The organism is Paenibacillus azoreducens, assembly GCF_021654775.1.
Lineage (GTDB): Bacteria > Bacillota > Bacilli > Paenibacillales > Paenibacillaceae > Paenibacillus_AQ > Paenibacillus_AQ azoreducens.
Genome location: NZ_AP025343.1, coordinates 4485803 through 4503016, shown reverse-complemented (window position 1 = coordinate 4503016; position 17214 = coordinate 4485803). Strand labels below are relative to the sequence as shown.

Sequence of the window (17214 nt, the reverse complement as noted above, 5' to 3'; positions counted from 1 at the left end):
GATACATTCCTCCGAGTTTAGTGAACTGGAAATAAGAGTCAGATGAGAACGCTTTATTTTATCGGACCCGCTACCATTATACGGTTAAAAGATAGGGACTGCTAGTCCTATGTCACAAAGAGTTCAAAAAAGGGCTATTTGTCCATCGGTGAAAAACAAGTGTGCATTCAGAGGCGATCGGATCATCAATCATGACAGTGGAGAGGGGAATAAAAAGCCCGCCGGTACGAAATTGATGCAAAAGTACATCTATTTACGACACACCGGCTTGTTTTAGATAAAAAGCTTGCGAAAGTGCAATCTTTTTCCTTTTTCTGAGCGCAATTAGGTCATTCATGGTCAAAAGGATGCACTTTCGCAACAATTCTGCTTCCCACACCACAAAACGCCTGAAAAGGATGCACAAACGCAACAATTTCACTTCGGCTTCAATACTCGAGGATATCGAGTTTTGCTGAAGCACGATACAGACAACTAACGGCATCATTCCATGCGGAGCTATATCAGCTTGTGCCGGAAGATCATCTGCTTCGCAAGATCAATGCTGTGGGTGGATTTGGGATTTCTACAATCAACCGTGGTCTCTTCCGCATACGAATACGTAAATGTAAAGCGGATGGTGAAACCCAAAGAGCAAAAGCAGCCTATCCCCGCGTGAGGATGAAGCTGCTTTTTCCGTTCCAGTGATTTTTTTCAGTTTCGATCCTTTACTACTGCAAGAACGTAGCTTTTGCACTGCTCGCCGATGCGGTTGACTTGTCTGTTTAAGAAGTTTAAATCGAATTAGGGACCTTCACGTCGGGATTCACATCGGCCTCATAATCGACGCCGTCGGTTTCAAAACCGAACAATTGGAAAAACTCGCGCCGGTAACCTTCAAGATCCGTCAGATCATAAATGTTGTCGGTAGTGACCTGCTCCCACGCTTTCACGACTTCGGCCTGCACATCTTCGCGCAATTCCCAGTCGTCGATGCGGATCCGTCCGGCTTCATCCACCGGCACAGCGCCTCCCGTGTACAAACGGTCCTTGAACAGGCGGTAGGTCTGCTCGATGCAGCCTTCATGAATGCCTTTCTCCTTCATGTCTTTGTACAGAGCGGAAATGTAAAGAGGAACGACCGGAATCGCGGAGCTCGATTGGGTCACAAGGCCTTTGCTAACGACCACATGCGCCCGTCCGCCGCCTGATTTCAGCTGTTCGTTCATTTGAAGCGCGGTAGCTTCAAGATGATCCTTGGCACGTCCGATTGATCCTTCGCGGTAGATCGCCTGCGTGATTTCGGAACCTATGTAGGAGAACGCGATGGTGGTAACGTCATCGGTCAGCACCTCTGCGGCCTTCAGCGTTTCGATCCAATCCTGCCAATCATCTCCGCCCATGACGGCTACCGTATCTTGAATTTCTCGGTCCGTGGCCGGCTCGATGGTTATTTCCGTCACTTCTCCGGTGTGGAAATTGACGGTTTTATTCGAATAAGGTTTGCCGATTGGCTTGAGTACGGAGTTGTAAACTTCACCGGTTTCCGGATCGGTTTTGCGTGCGGAAGCCACGCTGTAGACGACCAAATCGACCTTGCCGAGCTCTTTGCGGATCAACCCGACAGTTTTTTCCTTCGTTTCTTTGGCGAAGGCGTCGCCTGTAACGCTAAAAGATTTGAGACCGGCTTCCTGCGCAGCTTGTTCAAACGCGGCGGAATTGTACCAACCGGCCGAAGCGGTACGTTTTTCGGAGCCGCTGCTTGGGCGGTATACGCCAACTGTGTTGGCCCGGGCCCCGAAAGCCGCCGTAATTCTGGCCGCCAGACCGTATCCGGTCGATGCGCCGATGACGAGGACATTTTTCGGGCCTTGGATCGCCGGTTTGGACTCGACATAATCGATTTGTTTCTTCACCTGTGCCGCGCAGCCTGCCGGATGCGAGGTGGTGCAGATAAATCCGCGTGTTCTCGGTTTGATGATCATATTGTACATTTCCTCTCTTCCGTAAAATACATAATCCCAAATAAGACTTGCTCTAGATATACACCATACTATTGTATCAATTTTTTATGAAACGACAAACCTGCTTGTCATATGGAATAGAAGATAATAAGACTTTCTTGACAATGATAATCATTATCAAATATGATAGAAACTATATGAGATTAAGAGATTTATAACTACATAAGGAGGCGTTTGTTATGTTTATACAGCTTCGCAAAATCGTCGTTACGGCAGGCAACGCGGAACAGGTAGTGGAAAGATTCAGCCAAGAAAGCCCGGTCGACGGCATGGACGGATTAATAGATAGAACGGTTATGGTTACGAAGCTTGGCAGGGAAGAGGAAGAGGTAGTGGTGATGATTCGCTGGGAATCCCGCGAAGACTGGAAAAATTGGGAGAAAAGCGATGTGCATATCCAAGGACACCGGGATAAAAAAGGCCAGGAGCCTCCGGCTTATGTCGTAAGCACCAAAGTAAGCATGTATGAAGTACACCATGTTGCGCAGGGAAAAGCTTTTAAGGGTTAAACTGCCAAATATGCAAAATATACAAAATAAATCTCAAGCGGATGAGCGCGGGTACGATTTTTAAGCTCATTTGGCTTGAGGTTTTTTTATTCGAAAAGCTTAGATGATCCGAAAGCCATCAGGAAGCTCTCCAGTCAAGCGGTTCCGGCGAATTTGCGTTAACGCCAGCCGGGAGCTTGATGAGATGACAGATTTGACACCGCGCCCGAAAACGAGATCATCAAGATTGTGTTAATGGGTCATGCCGCGGAATACGCGGAAAGAACCTCGAAATCCTGTTCTGTTTAACAATACGAGCGTGGCGCTTCTGCTAACCGTCCAGTTTCTGCAGCAAAAAACACTTGATGTACGAACCGCCAAGTGGAAGAATGAGGAAAGAGTAAGGAGCAAATAAAATGAAAACGGCGGTGCGTGATGGAAAGCCAAACGAAAGCGAAATTAAACGGGAAACAGCTTCAAGCGATTATTGCCAAGCATTTTGGCAGCGATACCGTTATCCTGCAGCAGACGGAATTGCATAACGGTTGGTTTAATACGGCTTATGATCTAGCGCTCAGCAGCGGAAACAACGTCATTTTAAAGGTGGCTCCCGAGGCCGGCGTCGTGACGTTAACCTGCGAGAAGAACACGATGAAAAGCGAAGTGGGGATATTGCGGTTTCTCCGGAGTCAGGGTGTTTTGCCTGTTCCTGAGGTGTATGCGTATAACGCCAGTTTCGATCTGGTCCCGAGTGAATATTTTTTGATGGAGAAAATGGAAGGAGAGCCGTATAACCTGATCCGGGATGCCATGTCCGAGAGGGAACGGGAGCAGATCGAATACGAAATGGGGAGTTATAACAGGCAGATCAATGAAATTCAGGGCAGGCGATTCGGCGTTTTTTTTGAAGATGGGGGGAATTCATATGATACTTGGCGTGAGGCATTCGCCGCGATGATGTCCAATTTGCTGGCGGATGGCCGCGAACTCGGCGTCGTTCTTCCGGCTCCTTACGAAGCGATCGAAGAAGAGGTGGATATGCAGCTGCAATGTCTCGATGTTGCCCTGGAGCCCCGGCTTTTGCATTGGGATCTGTGGAACGGGAATGTATTTGTCAAGGAAGGGCATGTGAATGCCATCATTGATTGGGAGCGGGCGTTTTGGGGAGATCCGTTGTTTGAATTTTATTTTAGCCATATGGAGAACTCGGAAGCTTTTTACCAAGGATACGGCCAGAGGTTTGACAGTCCCAATGAACTGCAGCGCCGGAAGCTATACAATTTTTATATGGATCTGCTGTATGTCATCGAATGTTATTCGCGCCAATACGGGAATCCTGATCATTTGAAATGGGCTCATGAAAATGCGGCGGCAGGGTGGGCACGTTTCAAGTCTTAACGGGAATGGGGAACATGGCTGCGTTGGAAAATGGCGGACAGGCAGTACATTTTGAATATGCAAAAAAACGGCTGCTCACTGGAACATCCGGGAGCGGCCGTTATTCTGATATAGTAGGTATCATTGGGTGATGTGAATTTCATAAATACTTTTGCCGTCGAAATTGGAGTTTATGATGCTTCGCCTGCTTTTTTTCGCCCGTACATGCGGTAGAGCAGCACTCCAAACAGCGCGCCGATGAGCGACATGACAGAAATGGACAGGTACATCACATGCCCTCCGAAAGCTTGATACAGCGCGCCGCCTGCGAAGGAAGCAATAATGCCGGATACCCCGAAGAAAAGCAGCGCAAGCACGGTTTGCCCTGTAGCTCTCCATTCCACAGGCACGATGCTATACAGATATTGGATCGCGGCGGTATAGAACACCGGGAACGTAAACAGCTGCAGAAGCTGGATATAAGCAAGCCAATTCGGATCTTTGATCCAGGCGGAAATGAAGAAACGGATAAAATAAAACGCTCCCGCAAAAGCGATGATAGCCAGCTCTTTATTTTTGCGCAGCCACCAGAAACTTAAGGAGAACACCAAGATTTCGCTTCCTGCCGCCAGGAACCATGCGAGTCCCAGAAGATCGGGTTTTCCTCCCAAATCTTTGATATAAATGCCTAGATAGGTGTCATTCATTCTTGCCGGAATGGAACTGATAAACACAAGAACGAGAAACAGAAGCGTTTCTTTATTGCTCAAGAAGTTTTTCAGGCTTTGCATCGTTACCGGCTTTCCCGATACCGGCGCGTCAGGCATTAAGAAGGTCACGATCAGGCTGATGACGCCAAGTGCGGCAAACGTATATCCCAAGCTGCGGGAGCCGTATTCGGTCATCAAAAAGCCAGCAGCCAGCGACATCACCGCATAACCCAATGCGCCAAACGTCCGCAATGACCCGTAACTGATTCCCTCGGATTCGGCCACGCGGAAATTCAAACTCTCAATCAGCGGGTCGACCGGCATCAGAAAGAAGTACGTCAGCATGACGAACAGCATAATGAGAGCGTAGCTGTTAGAGCTGTACAGCAGGTAGCCCGTGGCAGTAGAACATATCACAAGAAACAAAAGGACTTTGCGGATGGTCCGCATCCGGTCGCTGATCATGCCCCACAGCGGCTGAGCTATGAGGGTGATGAACCCGCCGATGCCGATGATGGTCCCGATTTGTGTCTCATTCAGTCCTTGATCGCTGAAATAAAGAGGCAGAAAGGGAATAAACATCGACAAGAGGGCAAAAAAGAGAAAATTAAACGATTTAACGGTAAACGAAGATCTCATTTTTGTTCTATCCTTCTTTACATTTTTAAAGTTTCTGCAAAATACTCCTATGAAGCCGCAGTCTTGCTATTTTAACATAAGTGAAGGCCCTCGGGCAGATAAAATTCCATGAGTAATGCCATGTTTTGCCCCGTTCCTGCCATTTCTATATTGACTATCCTGCATAGAAGGACGACTTGTTCCTTTTATGGTAAACTATCAAAAGAATGTTGATAGTTTAAGCTTTTGCAAAAATCCCGAGATGGATAGCGGTAAGGAGAGTCGCGGATGAAGCTAGTATCATGGAACGTCAACGGCCTGCGGGCCTGCGTAAATAAAGGGTTTAACGATTACTTCAAGGAGACCGACGCAGATATTTTCTGTGTGCAGGAAACGAAGCTGCAAGAAGGGCAAATTTGCCTCGATTACGGGGAGGAATATGGGCAGTTTTGGAATTATGCCGAGAAAAAAGGTTATTCCGGTACCGCAGTGTTCTCTAAATTAAATCCTTTGTCCGTTTATTACGGCATGGAGGAAAACGCAGAAGCGGAAGGGCGGATTGTCACGCTGGAGTTCGAGCATTTATATCTCGTTAACGTGTATACGCCGAACGCCAGAAGAGATTTGTCGCGGCTGCCGCTGCGGATGGAGTGGGAGGAACGTTTCCGCAGTTACGTGTTATCGCTTGATGCCAAGAAGCCGGTCATTATATGCGGGGACATGAACGTCGCCCATCAGGAAATCGATCTGAAAAACTGGAAGTCGAACATGGGCAATTCCGGGTTCACGGATGAGGAGCGGGGCAAAATGACTGAGCTGCTGGATGCCGGTTTCGTGGACTCGTTCCGGCATTTTTATCCGGACCGTGACGACGCGTTTACGTGGTGGTCGTTTATGCCGAAGGTCAGGGAGCGGAATATCGGCTGGCGGATCGATTACTTTCTTGTCTCGGAGCGGCTTGTTCCTGCGCTGACCGATGCGCGGATCGATGCCGGGGTGATGGGCAGCGACCACTGTCCGGTTATTTTGGAGATCGACGAAGCCAAGCTGGCGCAAATCGGCTGTGAAAGCTGATCGAATAGAAGGATTTTTGACTTCAATGATTATGAAAAAAGGCAACCCAGACGCATCATGCGACTGGGCTGCCTTTTATTTTTTGAAGCTAGGCGCGTGACGAACGAAAGAAACGCCGGATCGCCGAACCGCGAAAGCCGTCATGGGGAAAATTGGCGCCGCCAATGTCCAGGCTTTCCGGCGGCTCTTTAATCCCGGGTTACCCAAACTCCGTTGCGGAATACCGGCTCAATCGTGCCGTCCGGCAGTTCGCCGTCGATCTCCAGCTCCTCGGAGCCAACCATGAAATCGACATGCGTCAGGCTGACGTTGGCGCCGCGCGCCAGCAGTTCTTCCTTGCTGAGCTTGGTACCGCCTTCGATGTTCACGGGATAGGAGCTGCCGAGAGCGAAATGGCAGGAGGCGTTTTCGTCGATGCCGGTGTTGAAAAATACGCGCTTCATTTTCGAAATCGGCGAGTCATATGGCACAAGGGCCATTTCGCCGAGATACGACGCGCCTTCGTCCGTTTCGAACAGAGACGTCAAATGCTCGCGGCCTGAATCCGCATCGTATTCCACGACCTTGCCGTCCTTAAAAGTCAGCCTGATGCCTTCGACCAGGCGGCCGTTCAAGTTGAGCGGGAATGTGCTGGCGACGGTTCCGTTCACGCCGGTCCGATGCGGCATCGTATAGATTTCCTCTGTCGGCATGTTGGCGACAAAGTAGTTTCCTGCTTCATTATGATCTCCGCCCCCAAGCCACAGGTATCCTTCAGGCATTTCGACATGCAAATCGGTTCCCGGGGCGCGGTAGTGCAGCGCTTTGTAACGTTTGTTGTTCATGTACTCCTGTTTTTCCTTTAGCGTACGGATATGATCCTGCCAAGCGGCAACCGGATCATTGTCCGCAGTGACGCGGTTCATTTGGAACACGGCCTCCCACATGGCGGGAACGCGCGCATCCTCCGGCAGGTCGGCGAACACCTTGTCTGCCCAAGCTTTGGTCGGGGCTTTGATCAGCGACCAGGTAACTTTATTGCTGCGTACATAGGCCTGATATTTCTCGCGGGCAACCGCAGCCGCTTTCACGGCTGTGGATACTTTGGAAGAGTCGATGCCGCGGAACAGCTCCGGATCAGGCACTTTGATATGTAATACCGCACCACCGCTTTCGGCAAGCTGCTCCATCATGTCGGCCTGCCACTTTGGATAATAGCCGAACGAGTCGTCCGCGGCTTTTTCGTAGCGGATACGGGTGACTTTCTCATCATCCCAATCTACCTGCACGAATTTGGCTCCGGATTCATAGGCTTTGGCAACGACTTTTCGGGTGAAATCCACGGTTTCCAAAGGCGCCTGCACGAGCAGAACCTGACCGGGCTGAATGTTGACGCCTATCTTGATGACAAGCTCGGCGTATTTTTCTAGCATGTGGTTGAAATCCTTCATCGCATTGCATCCTCCAGTATGATTCGAATCTTGTCTCTTGAAAAGCACATCTCCTATTATACTCCGAATTGCTGATCACGGAATTGCAAATCGCGCCCTATGGATTAACGTATGTGCCGAATATGATCGACTGCTGATCTAGACGTCAATCAGAAATGCCCGTATGACATCCATATTATTTGTTATATGATACTGCTCACCGAGAATATATAATGGTAATGATTGGCCGTATTATTTTAGTTCATGAGTCCAAAGTGATGATGTGAAATACTGACGCAAAGGAGAGAAGTAATTCATGCAACAGACAGAAAGATCGCTGCCGCGAAAAAATACGGAAGCATTAGGGATATCATCGCAAAAAGTAATCGAATTTCTGGATCATTTGAAAGCGCATCAAATCGAGATGCACAGCTTTATGCTTCTTCGACATGGCCAGGTGGCGGCGGATGGCTGGTGGGCTCCTTACGGGCCGGAACTCCCGCATATGCTTTTCTCGCTAAGCAAGAGCTTCACTTCGACGGCCATCGGCATGGCTCTACATGAAGGCATTTTAACGCTTGATGACACGGTTATCTCATTTTTTCCGGAAGACTTGCCTGTGGAAGTACCGGATCATCTTGCGGCCATGCAAATCCGTCATCTGCTCATGATGGGGACCGGCCACGACAAGGATACGACGGATGCCCTTCATGAAGCGGAGGATGGGAATTGGGTTAAAGCTTTTTTGCAGCTGCCTGTTCCGCATGAACCAGGCACTCATTTTCTGTACAATACCGGAGCTACATATATGCTGTCCGCTATTTTGCAGAAGGCTTCGGGACAACGTTTGCTTGATTATTTAAAACCCCGTTTGTTCGAACCGCTTGGCATTGAAGGTCCAACTTGGGAAACCTGCCCGCGCGGCATAAATACCGGTGGTTACGGCCTGAGCATTAAGACGGAGGATATTGCGAAATTCGGCCAGCTGTATTTGCAAAAAGGAGTATGGCATGGCGTACGGCTCATTGAAGAAGAATGGATCCAGGAAGCCACAAACAAGCAGATTTCCAATGGGGACGGCGGTGACAGCGACTGGTCGCAAGGTTACGGATACCAATTTTGGCGCTGCCGCCATGGCGTATACCGCGGGGACGGGGCTTTCGGCCAGTTCTGTATCGTGATGCCGGAGCAGGACGCCGTTATCGCGATCACCGCTGGCACAGGAGATATGCAAGGTATCCTCAATGATGTGTGGGACCATCTGCTGGATGCGTTTCTGCCTGAGCCCATAGAGGTGGATGAATACTCGGCTGAGCTGGACGAACGTCTTGCCAAGCTGCATTTGGATATGCCTAAATTTGAACCTGCTTCGGAACTGGAAACGCAAATCAATGGAAAAAGCTATGAACTTGAGGAGAACCAGTACTCGCTGCAGGGCATGCGTCTTCAGTTCGATAAAGAATCCGCCTGCCTAGTGCTCAAAAGAAATACGGAGGAAAAGATCACTCTGGGACGCCATAGCTGGATTACAGGACCATCGCATATGTTTGGGGGCAAAGAAAGCCTCCTGGCTTCGAGCTTCACTTGGAAATCGCAAGACGAACTGGTATTAACGATCCGCGGGATTGAAACTCCTTTCTGCATCACGATGGAGATCCAATTCAAGGGGGATACAATCGTCATAAACGATAGATTCAATGTGTCTTTTGGGATGCCGGAAGCAGTTATAATCCAAGGAAAAGCCAACTGAACCAATCATATGGGGTTAATCCCGCTGGGAGCCGATGAAGCTTCCGGCGGGCTTTTTTTTGTTCCGGAGTCCCCGCAAATTAATCGGAATAAGCTTCAAAGGCTACACGTCTCTCAGTACTTTTGCTCCGCAAAAGCGCCCCTCTTCGAGAGGCGCCCTTACTTCTTTCCGATACTCTTTGCGGGGTTATTTTGTTTTCATGATGGACGCGCATGGGTAAAGCATAATTAAGCATTTTTCCTGTTTACCCTGAATGAAACATAGACAAGCTGAATAAAGTTAGACCAATAGGGAGGTGGACTTCTGCCATGCATCGGAATCAATGGAAAATGAACTTGATTGCGCTGGCTGTTTTGCTTGTGCTGTCTACTGCCGCATGCGGAGCCAAACCAAAAGCGGAGGGGCAGGAGGTGACTGCTGTTCAGCAGCCGGAGCAGTCTGCGGAAGAATCGAAAGAACCGCAGCAACGGCAAGACCCTCCTCAGAAAGAGGATGTGGCGGTCAAACAAGGAAAAGGCAGCTTTACCGGACTTGCCGACCCGCATACTGTCGAAATTATCGTGGACGGCGAGCCGCAGGCTTTTCAATTCGGTGAAAATCTGAAAAAGGCTGTGGATGCGATCGAACCGGACCAGCAGGTTGAATTTAAATATGAGGAAAGACCGATTGAAGGGGAGGTGTCATTAAAGCAGCTCGTTTTAATCGACATCAAAAAAGCTGGCTCCAGCCATTAGGGATAACGGGAGAAATGCGACACTTCAAATCCGGCGTAACCGAAGGGAGGCCGCATCTTCCCATCCGCCGCTTTTCGCGGTTACTGGAAGGTTTGCGGCACCTGCCGGACCGGATGGAATCAATCACGGCGAAATTCACGACTTTAGCTGCAAGCATCGCGACTAAACGTTAAATCTCAAAAATGATATGTATTATTTATATCGAATCAGACATATGTACTTAACAAGCTATTGTCTAAAAGGAGTGGTGATAATCTGCAGTACTATACAGCCGCGATGGGAGGCCGAAAACGATGATAAAATTCAGGATGATGTTCACATGTTTATTGCTTGTTATTCTCATGGTTAGCGGATGTTCAAGCGGTTCTTCGTTAAATGATAAAGTGAAAACGCTTACTTTATGTTCGGCGGCTCCAAGCTGGTGGGCAATATGATGAGCATTACAACGGCGATTTCGCTAAATTCCGTATTGCTGGCAGTTGGTTTTTCAGCTTGCATCGGCATCGTTTTCGGCGTGTTTCCAGCCAGGAAAGCAGCCAAGCTGGATCCGATCGAGGCGCTGAGATATGAATAAGTTAATTAAGATATGAGTAATGTTAAATGAGATAGGAATGAAGTTAAAGAAGCAAGACAACATAAAAGCCTGCAATCCCAATGGATTGCAGGCTTTTATGTTGATGGCTGAGGCCTTCATACTGTCATACTGTCAGTAGCTTGATATCATGTTCCGTGCAATATTCTACATATTCCTCTGGCACATCATCTGACGTAATGAGCGTAGATACGCCGTCTAGAGGCCAGTAGGTGAGCAACGTGGATTTGCCAAACTTGGATCCATCTACGAGCAGAATAATTTCCCGCGCTTTGTCGCAGATCGAATGTTTAATTTCGTATTCAAGCGGATTGCTGTTGGTTAGTCCGCTAGCGGTGGTTACGCCTGTGGCTGCCATAAACGCCTTATTAATGTTGAAGCGGTGACCGTGGGGGTCGCCGTCCACATTCACGAACGAACGGGTATTGCCCTGGTAGAGTGAACCGATGACAAAGAGCCTAACATTGGGCATCTGCGTGCAAGCATGGATGACATCAAAGTTGTTAGTAAAGATCGTGCATGTAATGTTCGGATCAAGATACGGCATGATTTGCGACGTGGTCGTACCAGAATCGATAAAAATGATGTCATTGGGTTCAATTAAGCTGCTTGCCAGCTTTCCGATGGCCTTTTTCTGCTCATGTTGCATTGTGTCCCGTTGTTCAAATGAAATCAGCGTTGAGGTTTTCTTTGCGCGCACTCCCCCGTACACTTTTTCAATCGAGCCGCGCTTTACCAAGGTATCGACATCCCGGCGTATCGTATTAATGGAGACTTTAAAGATGGAGCATAGATCCTGAATAGTCACATGTTCCCGTTCCATGACCAACTTTTCTATATCTTCTAATCTCTGTATCTTCATACTAAATTCTCCTTCGATTATACTTATCTAATGATTTATTTTATCACAACCACTCACAAACTGATATACAAACTTAAATGAATATATAAACTTTGCCCACATATATACTGATAATTGGGTAACTTCATTCAGGTTTAAACCTATTTTGCAGTGAATATTTGCATATATGTTCTAAACAGTTAACAATTTTATCTTGAAAATAACAAAAACACGCATTAAAATATAACCAATAGTTATCCATAACATTTCAAAAATACAACAGTTTTTTGCTGTTGTTTATTGCCGGCAAGGAGGGATTTGCGTTGAATATGACCATTCGAACGGCAACCTATCAAGAGGAGTTGTTTAGAGATGATTTTGGTATCGATGAAAGAGATGCTGCAAATTGCCATGGATGGGCATTATGCTGTCGGACAGTTTAATTTGAACGGGCTGCAATGGGCGCAAGGGATATTGGAAGCAGCCGAAGAAGAGGAGTCCCCGATAATATTGGCAGCCTCCGATCGTTTGGTACCATTTTTGGGCGGTTATTCTGTCATCGCGGCGATGATGCGGGAAAGCGTGCAGGAAATGGGAATCACAGTTCCTGTTGCGCTTCACCTTGATCATGGGCAAAGCGTGGATAACTGCAAAAGGGCCATTGACGCGGGGTTCAGTTCCGTTATGATCGATGGCTCCCACCATCCGATTGCCGAAAATATAGCCATGACGAGCGAAGTGACAGCTTATGCACACGCCTATGGCGTGTCTGTGGAAGCAGAAGTTGGGACGGTTGGGGGGATGGAAGATGGCTTGATTGGTGGAATTCGTTATGCGGATCCCGAGGAATGTGCTGCTCTTGTGAAGGAAACGGGTGTTGATGCCCTGGCTGCGGCTCTAGGTTCTGTCCATGGACCTTACCAAGGGGAACCGGTGCTCGGGTTTGCCGAAATGGAGCAAATCTCGAAGCTTGTCGGGATTCCGCTTGTGCTGCATGGCGCTTCAGGCATTCCATATGACCAGCTCCAACGCTCCATCAAGCTTGGCCATGCCAAAATCAATATCAATACAGAATGTATACAGGCATGGACTGCCGCAGTACGGCGTACGCTGGAGGCCAACCCAGCACTTTACGATCCCCGCTCGATCCTGACACCTGGAACGGCGGCAATTAAGGAAACTGTTCGCGGTAAAATCCGCGAATTCGGTTCCGCAGGCAAGGCTTTTTGCGGTAACCGCTAATTGCCTAAAGAAAGGAAGATAAAAGATGCCATTACTGAGATTTGATTTAATTCAAGGACGTGATCAGGCCGGCCTCATGAAGCTGCTTGATACAGCGCATGAAGCGATGGTAGAAGCGTTCGGTGTACCAGAGAATGACCGCTATCAAATCGTCCATCAGCACCCCCCGGGGGAATTTGTAATTGAAGATACGGGACTCGGATTCAAGCGTTCCGATCAGTTGGTCGTCCTTAGCGTGACGACAAAGCAGAAGACGCAGCAGCAGAAGGAGAGGTTGTATAGGCTGCTTGCTGAAAGGTTAAAGGAGCGATGCGGTATATCCTCTGACGATCTGATGGTAACGATCACGGAGAATACCAATGCCGACTGGAGCTTTGGGCGGGGAGAAGCGCAATTTATTACAGGCAAGCTGTAGATGTCACCCGGCCCCTTTTTGTCGAATATTTTATGGATTGCTATTGATGGTGCAATTACGATTAGAATATGTCCAAAATCCGGTCGAAGGGTGGTACCTATCGATTGAGATGCATAGTGCAATTGCGTTGTTGGGTAAGTTTATATCTAAATTTAAATATATTGATTATATTATGGTTATTAAATGGGTGTATAATTGTTATCTTACATAAAGTTAACAATAAAATTTGCGAATGATGTTGACCTTATGATCAACTGAGGGTAGTATGTTGATAGAGGGTTAACAAAGAGGAGGATACCATTGATGAGTAGAAAAATGAAAAATTACATTAACGGTCAATGGGTTGAAAGCACGACTTCCCAATATGAATACGCTTACAACCCAGCAACAGAAGAAGTGTTATGCGAAGTCCCTTTGTCCACGAAAGAAGATCTTGAGCAAGCGGTGCTTGCAGCAGATGCAGCGTTCCAGACTTGGAGTAAAGTCGCTGTTCCGCGCCGTGCACGTATATTGTTCAAATATCAACAGTTGTTGATTCAGCATAAGCAAGAACTGGCGGAGCTGATTACGAAGGAAAACGGCAAGGCTCTGTTCGAAGCGCTTGGCGAAGTGCAGCGCGGAATCGAGAATGTGGAGTTCGCGGCAGGAGCACCGAGTCTGATGATGGGAGATTCGCTTTCGTCGATTGCCACTGACGTTGAAGCAACGAATTATAAATATCCGATCGGGGTCATCGGAGGCATCGCTCCTTTCAACTTCCCGATGATGGTACCGTGCTGGATGTTCCCGATGGCTATTGCGCTTGGAAACACCTTTGTACTGAAGCCTTCGGAGAAAACCCCGCTGCTTGCGCAGAAAATCGTGGAGCTGTTTGCGGAAGCCGGATTGCCTGCAGGCGTATTGAATATTGTTTACGGCGCTCACGATGTCGTGAATGGACTGCTTCAGCATAAGAAAGTCAAAGCGATTTCCTTCGTCGGCTCGAAGCCGGTAGGCGAGTATGTGTACCGAGAAGGCACGAAGAACCTGAAACGTGTGCAGTCCCTTACAGGCGCGAAGAACCATACCATCGTATTGAGGGATGCGAACCAGGAGGAAGCGGTTCAAAACATTATTGGGGCTGCCTTTGGTTCGGCGGGCGAGCGCTGCATGGCCTGTGCGGTATTGACGGTAGAAGATGCGATCTATGACGAGTTTATGGCTAAGCTGGTCAAAGCGGCTAAAGAGATTAAGATCGGCAACGGACTTGATCAAGAAACATTCCTGGGTCCAGTAATTCGTCAAGAAAACAAAGACAGAACATTCCGCTATATTGAGCAAGGTGTTGCCGAAGGCGCCAAGTTGACATTAGATGGACGTACAGGCATTCCGGAAAAAGGTTACTTTGTCGGCCCGACAATCTTCGAAAATGTAACGACTGAGATGATATTGTGGAAAGAAGAGCTTTTCGCTCCGGTGTTGTCTGTCATTCGCATCCAAGATGTGAAGGAGGGAGTAGAACTTGCGAATAAATCTCCGTTTGCCAACGGAGCATGTCTATTCACGAACAATGCAAGTGCAATTCGCTACTTCCGTGAACATATCGATGCAGGTATGCTTGGTGTTAATCTCGGCGTTCCGGCACCTATGGCATTTTTCGCTTTCTCGGGATACAAGGATTCCTTCTACGGGGATCTGCACTGCAACGGCAAAGATAGCGTAGAGTTCTACACTAGAAGAAAAGTTGTAACGGCGCGTTACGGAGAAAACAACATCTAGCATCTTGAACAAAAAAAGAAGAATATTCTACACGATTGCTTCATATCGCAAATTATATGGTCTATTTGGATTAACATTATGAGTAATGCTTAACAAAAAAAGCGAAAGTAGCGGAGGGAACGGAATCGATTCTTACGAAGCGGCAGCGTTCGCCTAAAAGCTTTCCGAAGGAAAGCTAGCATCGGAAGCATACGCTGTCTCCGAATATCTACCTTTTAAAAAAAACAAAATCAAGAAATTTGGAGGCGGGCAGCGATCGGAAGAACGATCCGTAACCGAAGCGGCTATATCGAAATAATGTCAAGAACTAATTTCAGTATTGAGCCTTCTATTTCATTAATAAAGGAAGCGTGCGACAAATATGGTACAACTCAAAAGATCGCCAATTCGTTATCAGGTAAGTGTTGGAGTAACTTTGCTCCATCACATTACCAAAGAAAATGCGCCGCTTAAGTTTATTGAGGCCCAGATGTACGCGCTGGCGGAAGGCGCGAAGATTGAGCTGGAACTAAACTCTCATGAGCTATGTATGGTGGCGCTGACAGGCAAGCATTCGATTACTGACGGCGAACTGGAATTTTTCCATGTGGGAACGAGAAGAAGCGTATTCGAGAAAGTGCCGACGGATAGTGTATATGTACCTGTAGGCAAAAAGGTAAGTATTACATGTGAACAAAAAGGAAAAGTGCTGCTGGCATATGCCCCTTCGGAAGATCGGACCCGCCAAACGACGCTGATCCCCGCAGGTGATAATCGCATTGAAGCACGTGGGAAACATCATAACCAGCGGCTTGTACACAACATATTAGATGATCAAAGCCCAATATCTGATAAGCTGCTTGTAGTCGAAGTGTTCACCGATAGCGCTAATTGGTCCAGCTATCCGCCCCATAAGCATGATCAGGATCATTTGCCGAATGAATCTATGCTTGAAGAAACCTATTATCATGAAATCAATCCGCGTCAAGGGTATGTTATGCAGCGTGTATATACAGATGATCGCCTGCTTGACGAAACGATGGCCGTATATGATGAAGAGATGGTTATTGTTCCTAAAGGTTACCACCCTGTGGGTGTGCCGGACGGTTATGAATCGTATTATTTGAACATTATGGCCGGACCAAAAAAGGTCTGGAAATTTACCAACGATAAAGACCATGAATGGATCGCGGAGCGTCCATAGGGGGAGAAGAATAAAATGGCAAAAAAATATGATGTAATCGCAATTGGGCGGGCATGCATTGATTTAAACGCAGTTGAATACAACCGGCCGATGGAAGAAACGATGACATTTTCGAAATATGTAGGCGGTTCGCCAGCCAATATTGTTATTGGTGCGGCAAAGCTGGGGTTGTCCGTCGGTTTTATTGGCAAAATTCCGGACGATCAGCACGGAAATTTTATCAAGCGATATATGGCTGATGCCGGTGTGGATACAGACGGAATGGTAATTGACCAGGAAGGCCATAAATCCGGATTGACGTTTACAGAAATCAAAAGTCCAGAGGAATGCAGCATATTGATGTATCGCGACGAGGTTGCCGACCTGTATTTGCGTCCGGAAGAAGTATCGGCTGAATATATCAAACAAGCTACCAATCTTGTTGTCTCCGGCACGGCATTATCGAAAAGCCCTTCACGGGAGGCTGTACTTAAGGCAATTGCCATCGCCAAAGCGAATGAAGTCCGTGTGATTTTTGAACTGGATTATCGTCCATATACGTGGACGAACGCTGAAGAAGTGTCTATCTACTATTCTCTTGCAGCGCGTCAGGCTGATATTATTATTGGCACCCGCGATGAATTCGATATGCTGGAAAACCGTCAAGGTGGAGACAATAACGCGACAGTAGCCGAGCTGTTTAAATATTCGCCTCAGTTGATTGTTATTAAGCACGGTGTAGAAGGTTCTTACGCTTACGAACGAGACGGTAAAGTGACCCGTGGATATGCTTATAAGTCCAATGTTCTAAAAACGTTTGGCGCCGGAGATTCCTATGCGGCGGCCTTTATTACGGCGCTTCATGCTGGAAAAGGCGTCGAAGATGCACTGAAGTATGGCAGCGCAGCCGCTGCGATTGTTGTCAGCAAACACAGCTCATCGGAAGCGATGCCAACGATCGAGGCGATTGAACAAATAATGAGCGAGCAAGCAGCAACCTATGGCAGCTAATACATCCTTTACAAACAACACTTGGAGGTA

Annotated in this window: 15 protein-coding genes; 11 read left to right on the top strand and 4 right to left on the bottom strand. The window is 47.7% G+C overall.

Going from position 1 to position 17214, the window contains the following annotated elements:
- Positions 1-773 precede the first annotated feature (773 nt).
- On the bottom strand, positions 774-1964 hold the full coding sequence (fabV, locus tag L6442_RS19785) for an enoyl-ACP reductase FabV (RefSeq protein ID WP_212976875.1): 1191 nt from the start codon (positions 1962-1964) through the stop codon (positions 774-776).
- A gap of 218 nt (positions 1965-2182) precedes the next feature.
- On the opposite strand from fabV, the gene L6442_RS19780 reads away from it, so the two are divergent.
- Entirely contained in the window at positions 2183-2512 is a 330-nt protein-coding gene (locus L6442_RS19780) for an antibiotic biosynthesis monooxygenase (protein ID WP_194231210.1), read from the top strand.
- A gap of 414 nt (positions 2513-2926) precedes the next feature.
- Positions 2927-3889 (top strand): phosphotransferase family protein, encoded by a 963-nt coding sequence (locus L6442_RS19775; protein WP_212976768.1) that lies wholly within the window; start codon positions 2927-2929, stop codon positions 3887-3889.
- Between the two features lie 170 nt (positions 3890-4059).
- Here the strand turns inward: L6442_RS19775 and L6442_RS19770 are convergent, their stop codons facing one another.
- The gene (locus tag L6442_RS19770) at positions 4060-5217 is read right to left on the bottom strand and encodes an MFS transporter (protein ID WP_212976767.1); all 1158 of its coding nucleotides are present in this window, start codon (positions 5215-5217) and stop codon (positions 4060-4062) included.
- A gap of 267 nt (positions 5218-5484) precedes the next feature.
- On the opposite strand from L6442_RS19770, the gene L6442_RS19765 reads away from it, so the two are divergent.
- Positions 5485-6270 carry an exodeoxyribonuclease III gene (locus tag L6442_RS19765; protein ID WP_212976766.1) on the top strand — a complete coding sequence of 262 codons (786 nt, stop codon included), beginning with the start codon at positions 5485-5487 and terminating at the stop codon, positions 6268-6270.
- 188 nt (positions 6271-6458) lie between these two features.
- Here L6442_RS19765 and L6442_RS19760 read toward each other — a convergent pair whose 3' ends face one another.
- The gene (locus L6442_RS19760; RefSeq protein WP_212976765.1) at positions 6459-7700 is read right to left on the bottom strand and encodes an aminopeptidase; all 1242 of its coding nucleotides are present in this window, start codon (positions 7698-7700) and stop codon (positions 6459-6461) included.
- Positions 7701-7995: 295 nt separating this feature from the next.
- Between L6442_RS19760 and L6442_RS19755 the strand changes: the two genes are divergently transcribed.
- From L6442_RS19755 to L6442_RS19745, 3 genes are all read left to right on the top strand, one after another.
- Entirely contained in the window at positions 7996-9429 is a 1434-nt protein-coding gene (locus tag L6442_RS19755) for a serine hydrolase domain-containing protein (protein WP_212976764.1), read from the top strand.
- 308 nt (positions 9430-9737) lie between these two features.
- Positions 9738-10163: a hypothetical protein gene (locus tag L6442_RS19750; protein WP_212976763.1), complete on the top strand. Its 426-nt coding sequence runs from the start codon at positions 9738-9740 to the stop codon at positions 10161-10163.
- A gap of 430 nt (positions 10164-10593) precedes the next feature.
- Complete coding sequence (locus L6442_RS19745) at positions 10594-10737, top strand: ABC transporter permease (RefSeq protein ID WP_272880270.1); 144 nt, start codon at positions 10594-10596, stop codon at positions 10735-10737.
- Positions 10738-10861: 124 nt separating this feature from the next.
- Here L6442_RS19745 and L6442_RS19740 read toward each other — a convergent pair whose 3' ends face one another.
- Complete coding sequence (locus tag L6442_RS19740; protein ID WP_212976762.1) at positions 10862-11617, bottom strand: DeoR/GlpR family DNA-binding transcription regulator; 756 nt, start codon at positions 11615-11617, stop codon at positions 10862-10864.
- 351 nt (positions 11618-11968) lie between these two features.
- Here L6442_RS19740 and fba point away from each other — a divergent pair, with 351 nt between their 5' ends.
- The 5 genes from fba to iolC all read left to right on the top strand — a co-directional run bounded on the left by fba (position 11969) and on the right by iolC (position 17184).
- Entirely contained in the window at positions 11969-12838 is an 870-nt protein-coding gene (gene fba / locus L6442_RS19735) for a class II fructose-1,6-bisphosphate aldolase (protein ID WP_212976761.1), read from the top strand.
- Between the two features lie 25 nt (positions 12839-12863).
- Positions 12864-13253 carry a tautomerase family protein gene (locus L6442_RS19730; RefSeq protein WP_212976760.1) on the top strand — a complete coding sequence of 130 codons (390 nt, stop codon included), beginning with the start codon at positions 12864-12866 and terminating at the stop codon, positions 13251-13253.
- 303 nt (positions 13254-13556) lie between these two features.
- The gene (locus tag L6442_RS19725) at positions 13557-15011 is read left to right on the top strand and encodes a CoA-acylating methylmalonate-semialdehyde dehydrogenase (RefSeq protein ID WP_212976759.1); all 1455 of its coding nucleotides are present in this window, start codon (positions 13557-13559) and stop codon (positions 15009-15011) included.
- Positions 15012-15372: 361 nt separating this feature from the next.
- On the top strand, positions 15373-16194 hold the full coding sequence (iolB, locus tag L6442_RS19720) for a 5-deoxy-glucuronate isomerase (protein ID WP_212976758.1): 822 nt from the start codon (positions 15373-15375) through the stop codon (positions 16192-16194).
- A 15-nt stretch (positions 16195-16209) separates the two neighbouring features.
- Positions 16210-17184, top strand: a complete 975-nt coding sequence (iolC, locus tag L6442_RS19715; protein WP_212976757.1) for a 5-dehydro-2-deoxygluconokinase — start codon at positions 16210-16212, stop codon at positions 17182-17184.
- Positions 17185-17214 lie beyond the last annotated feature (30 nt).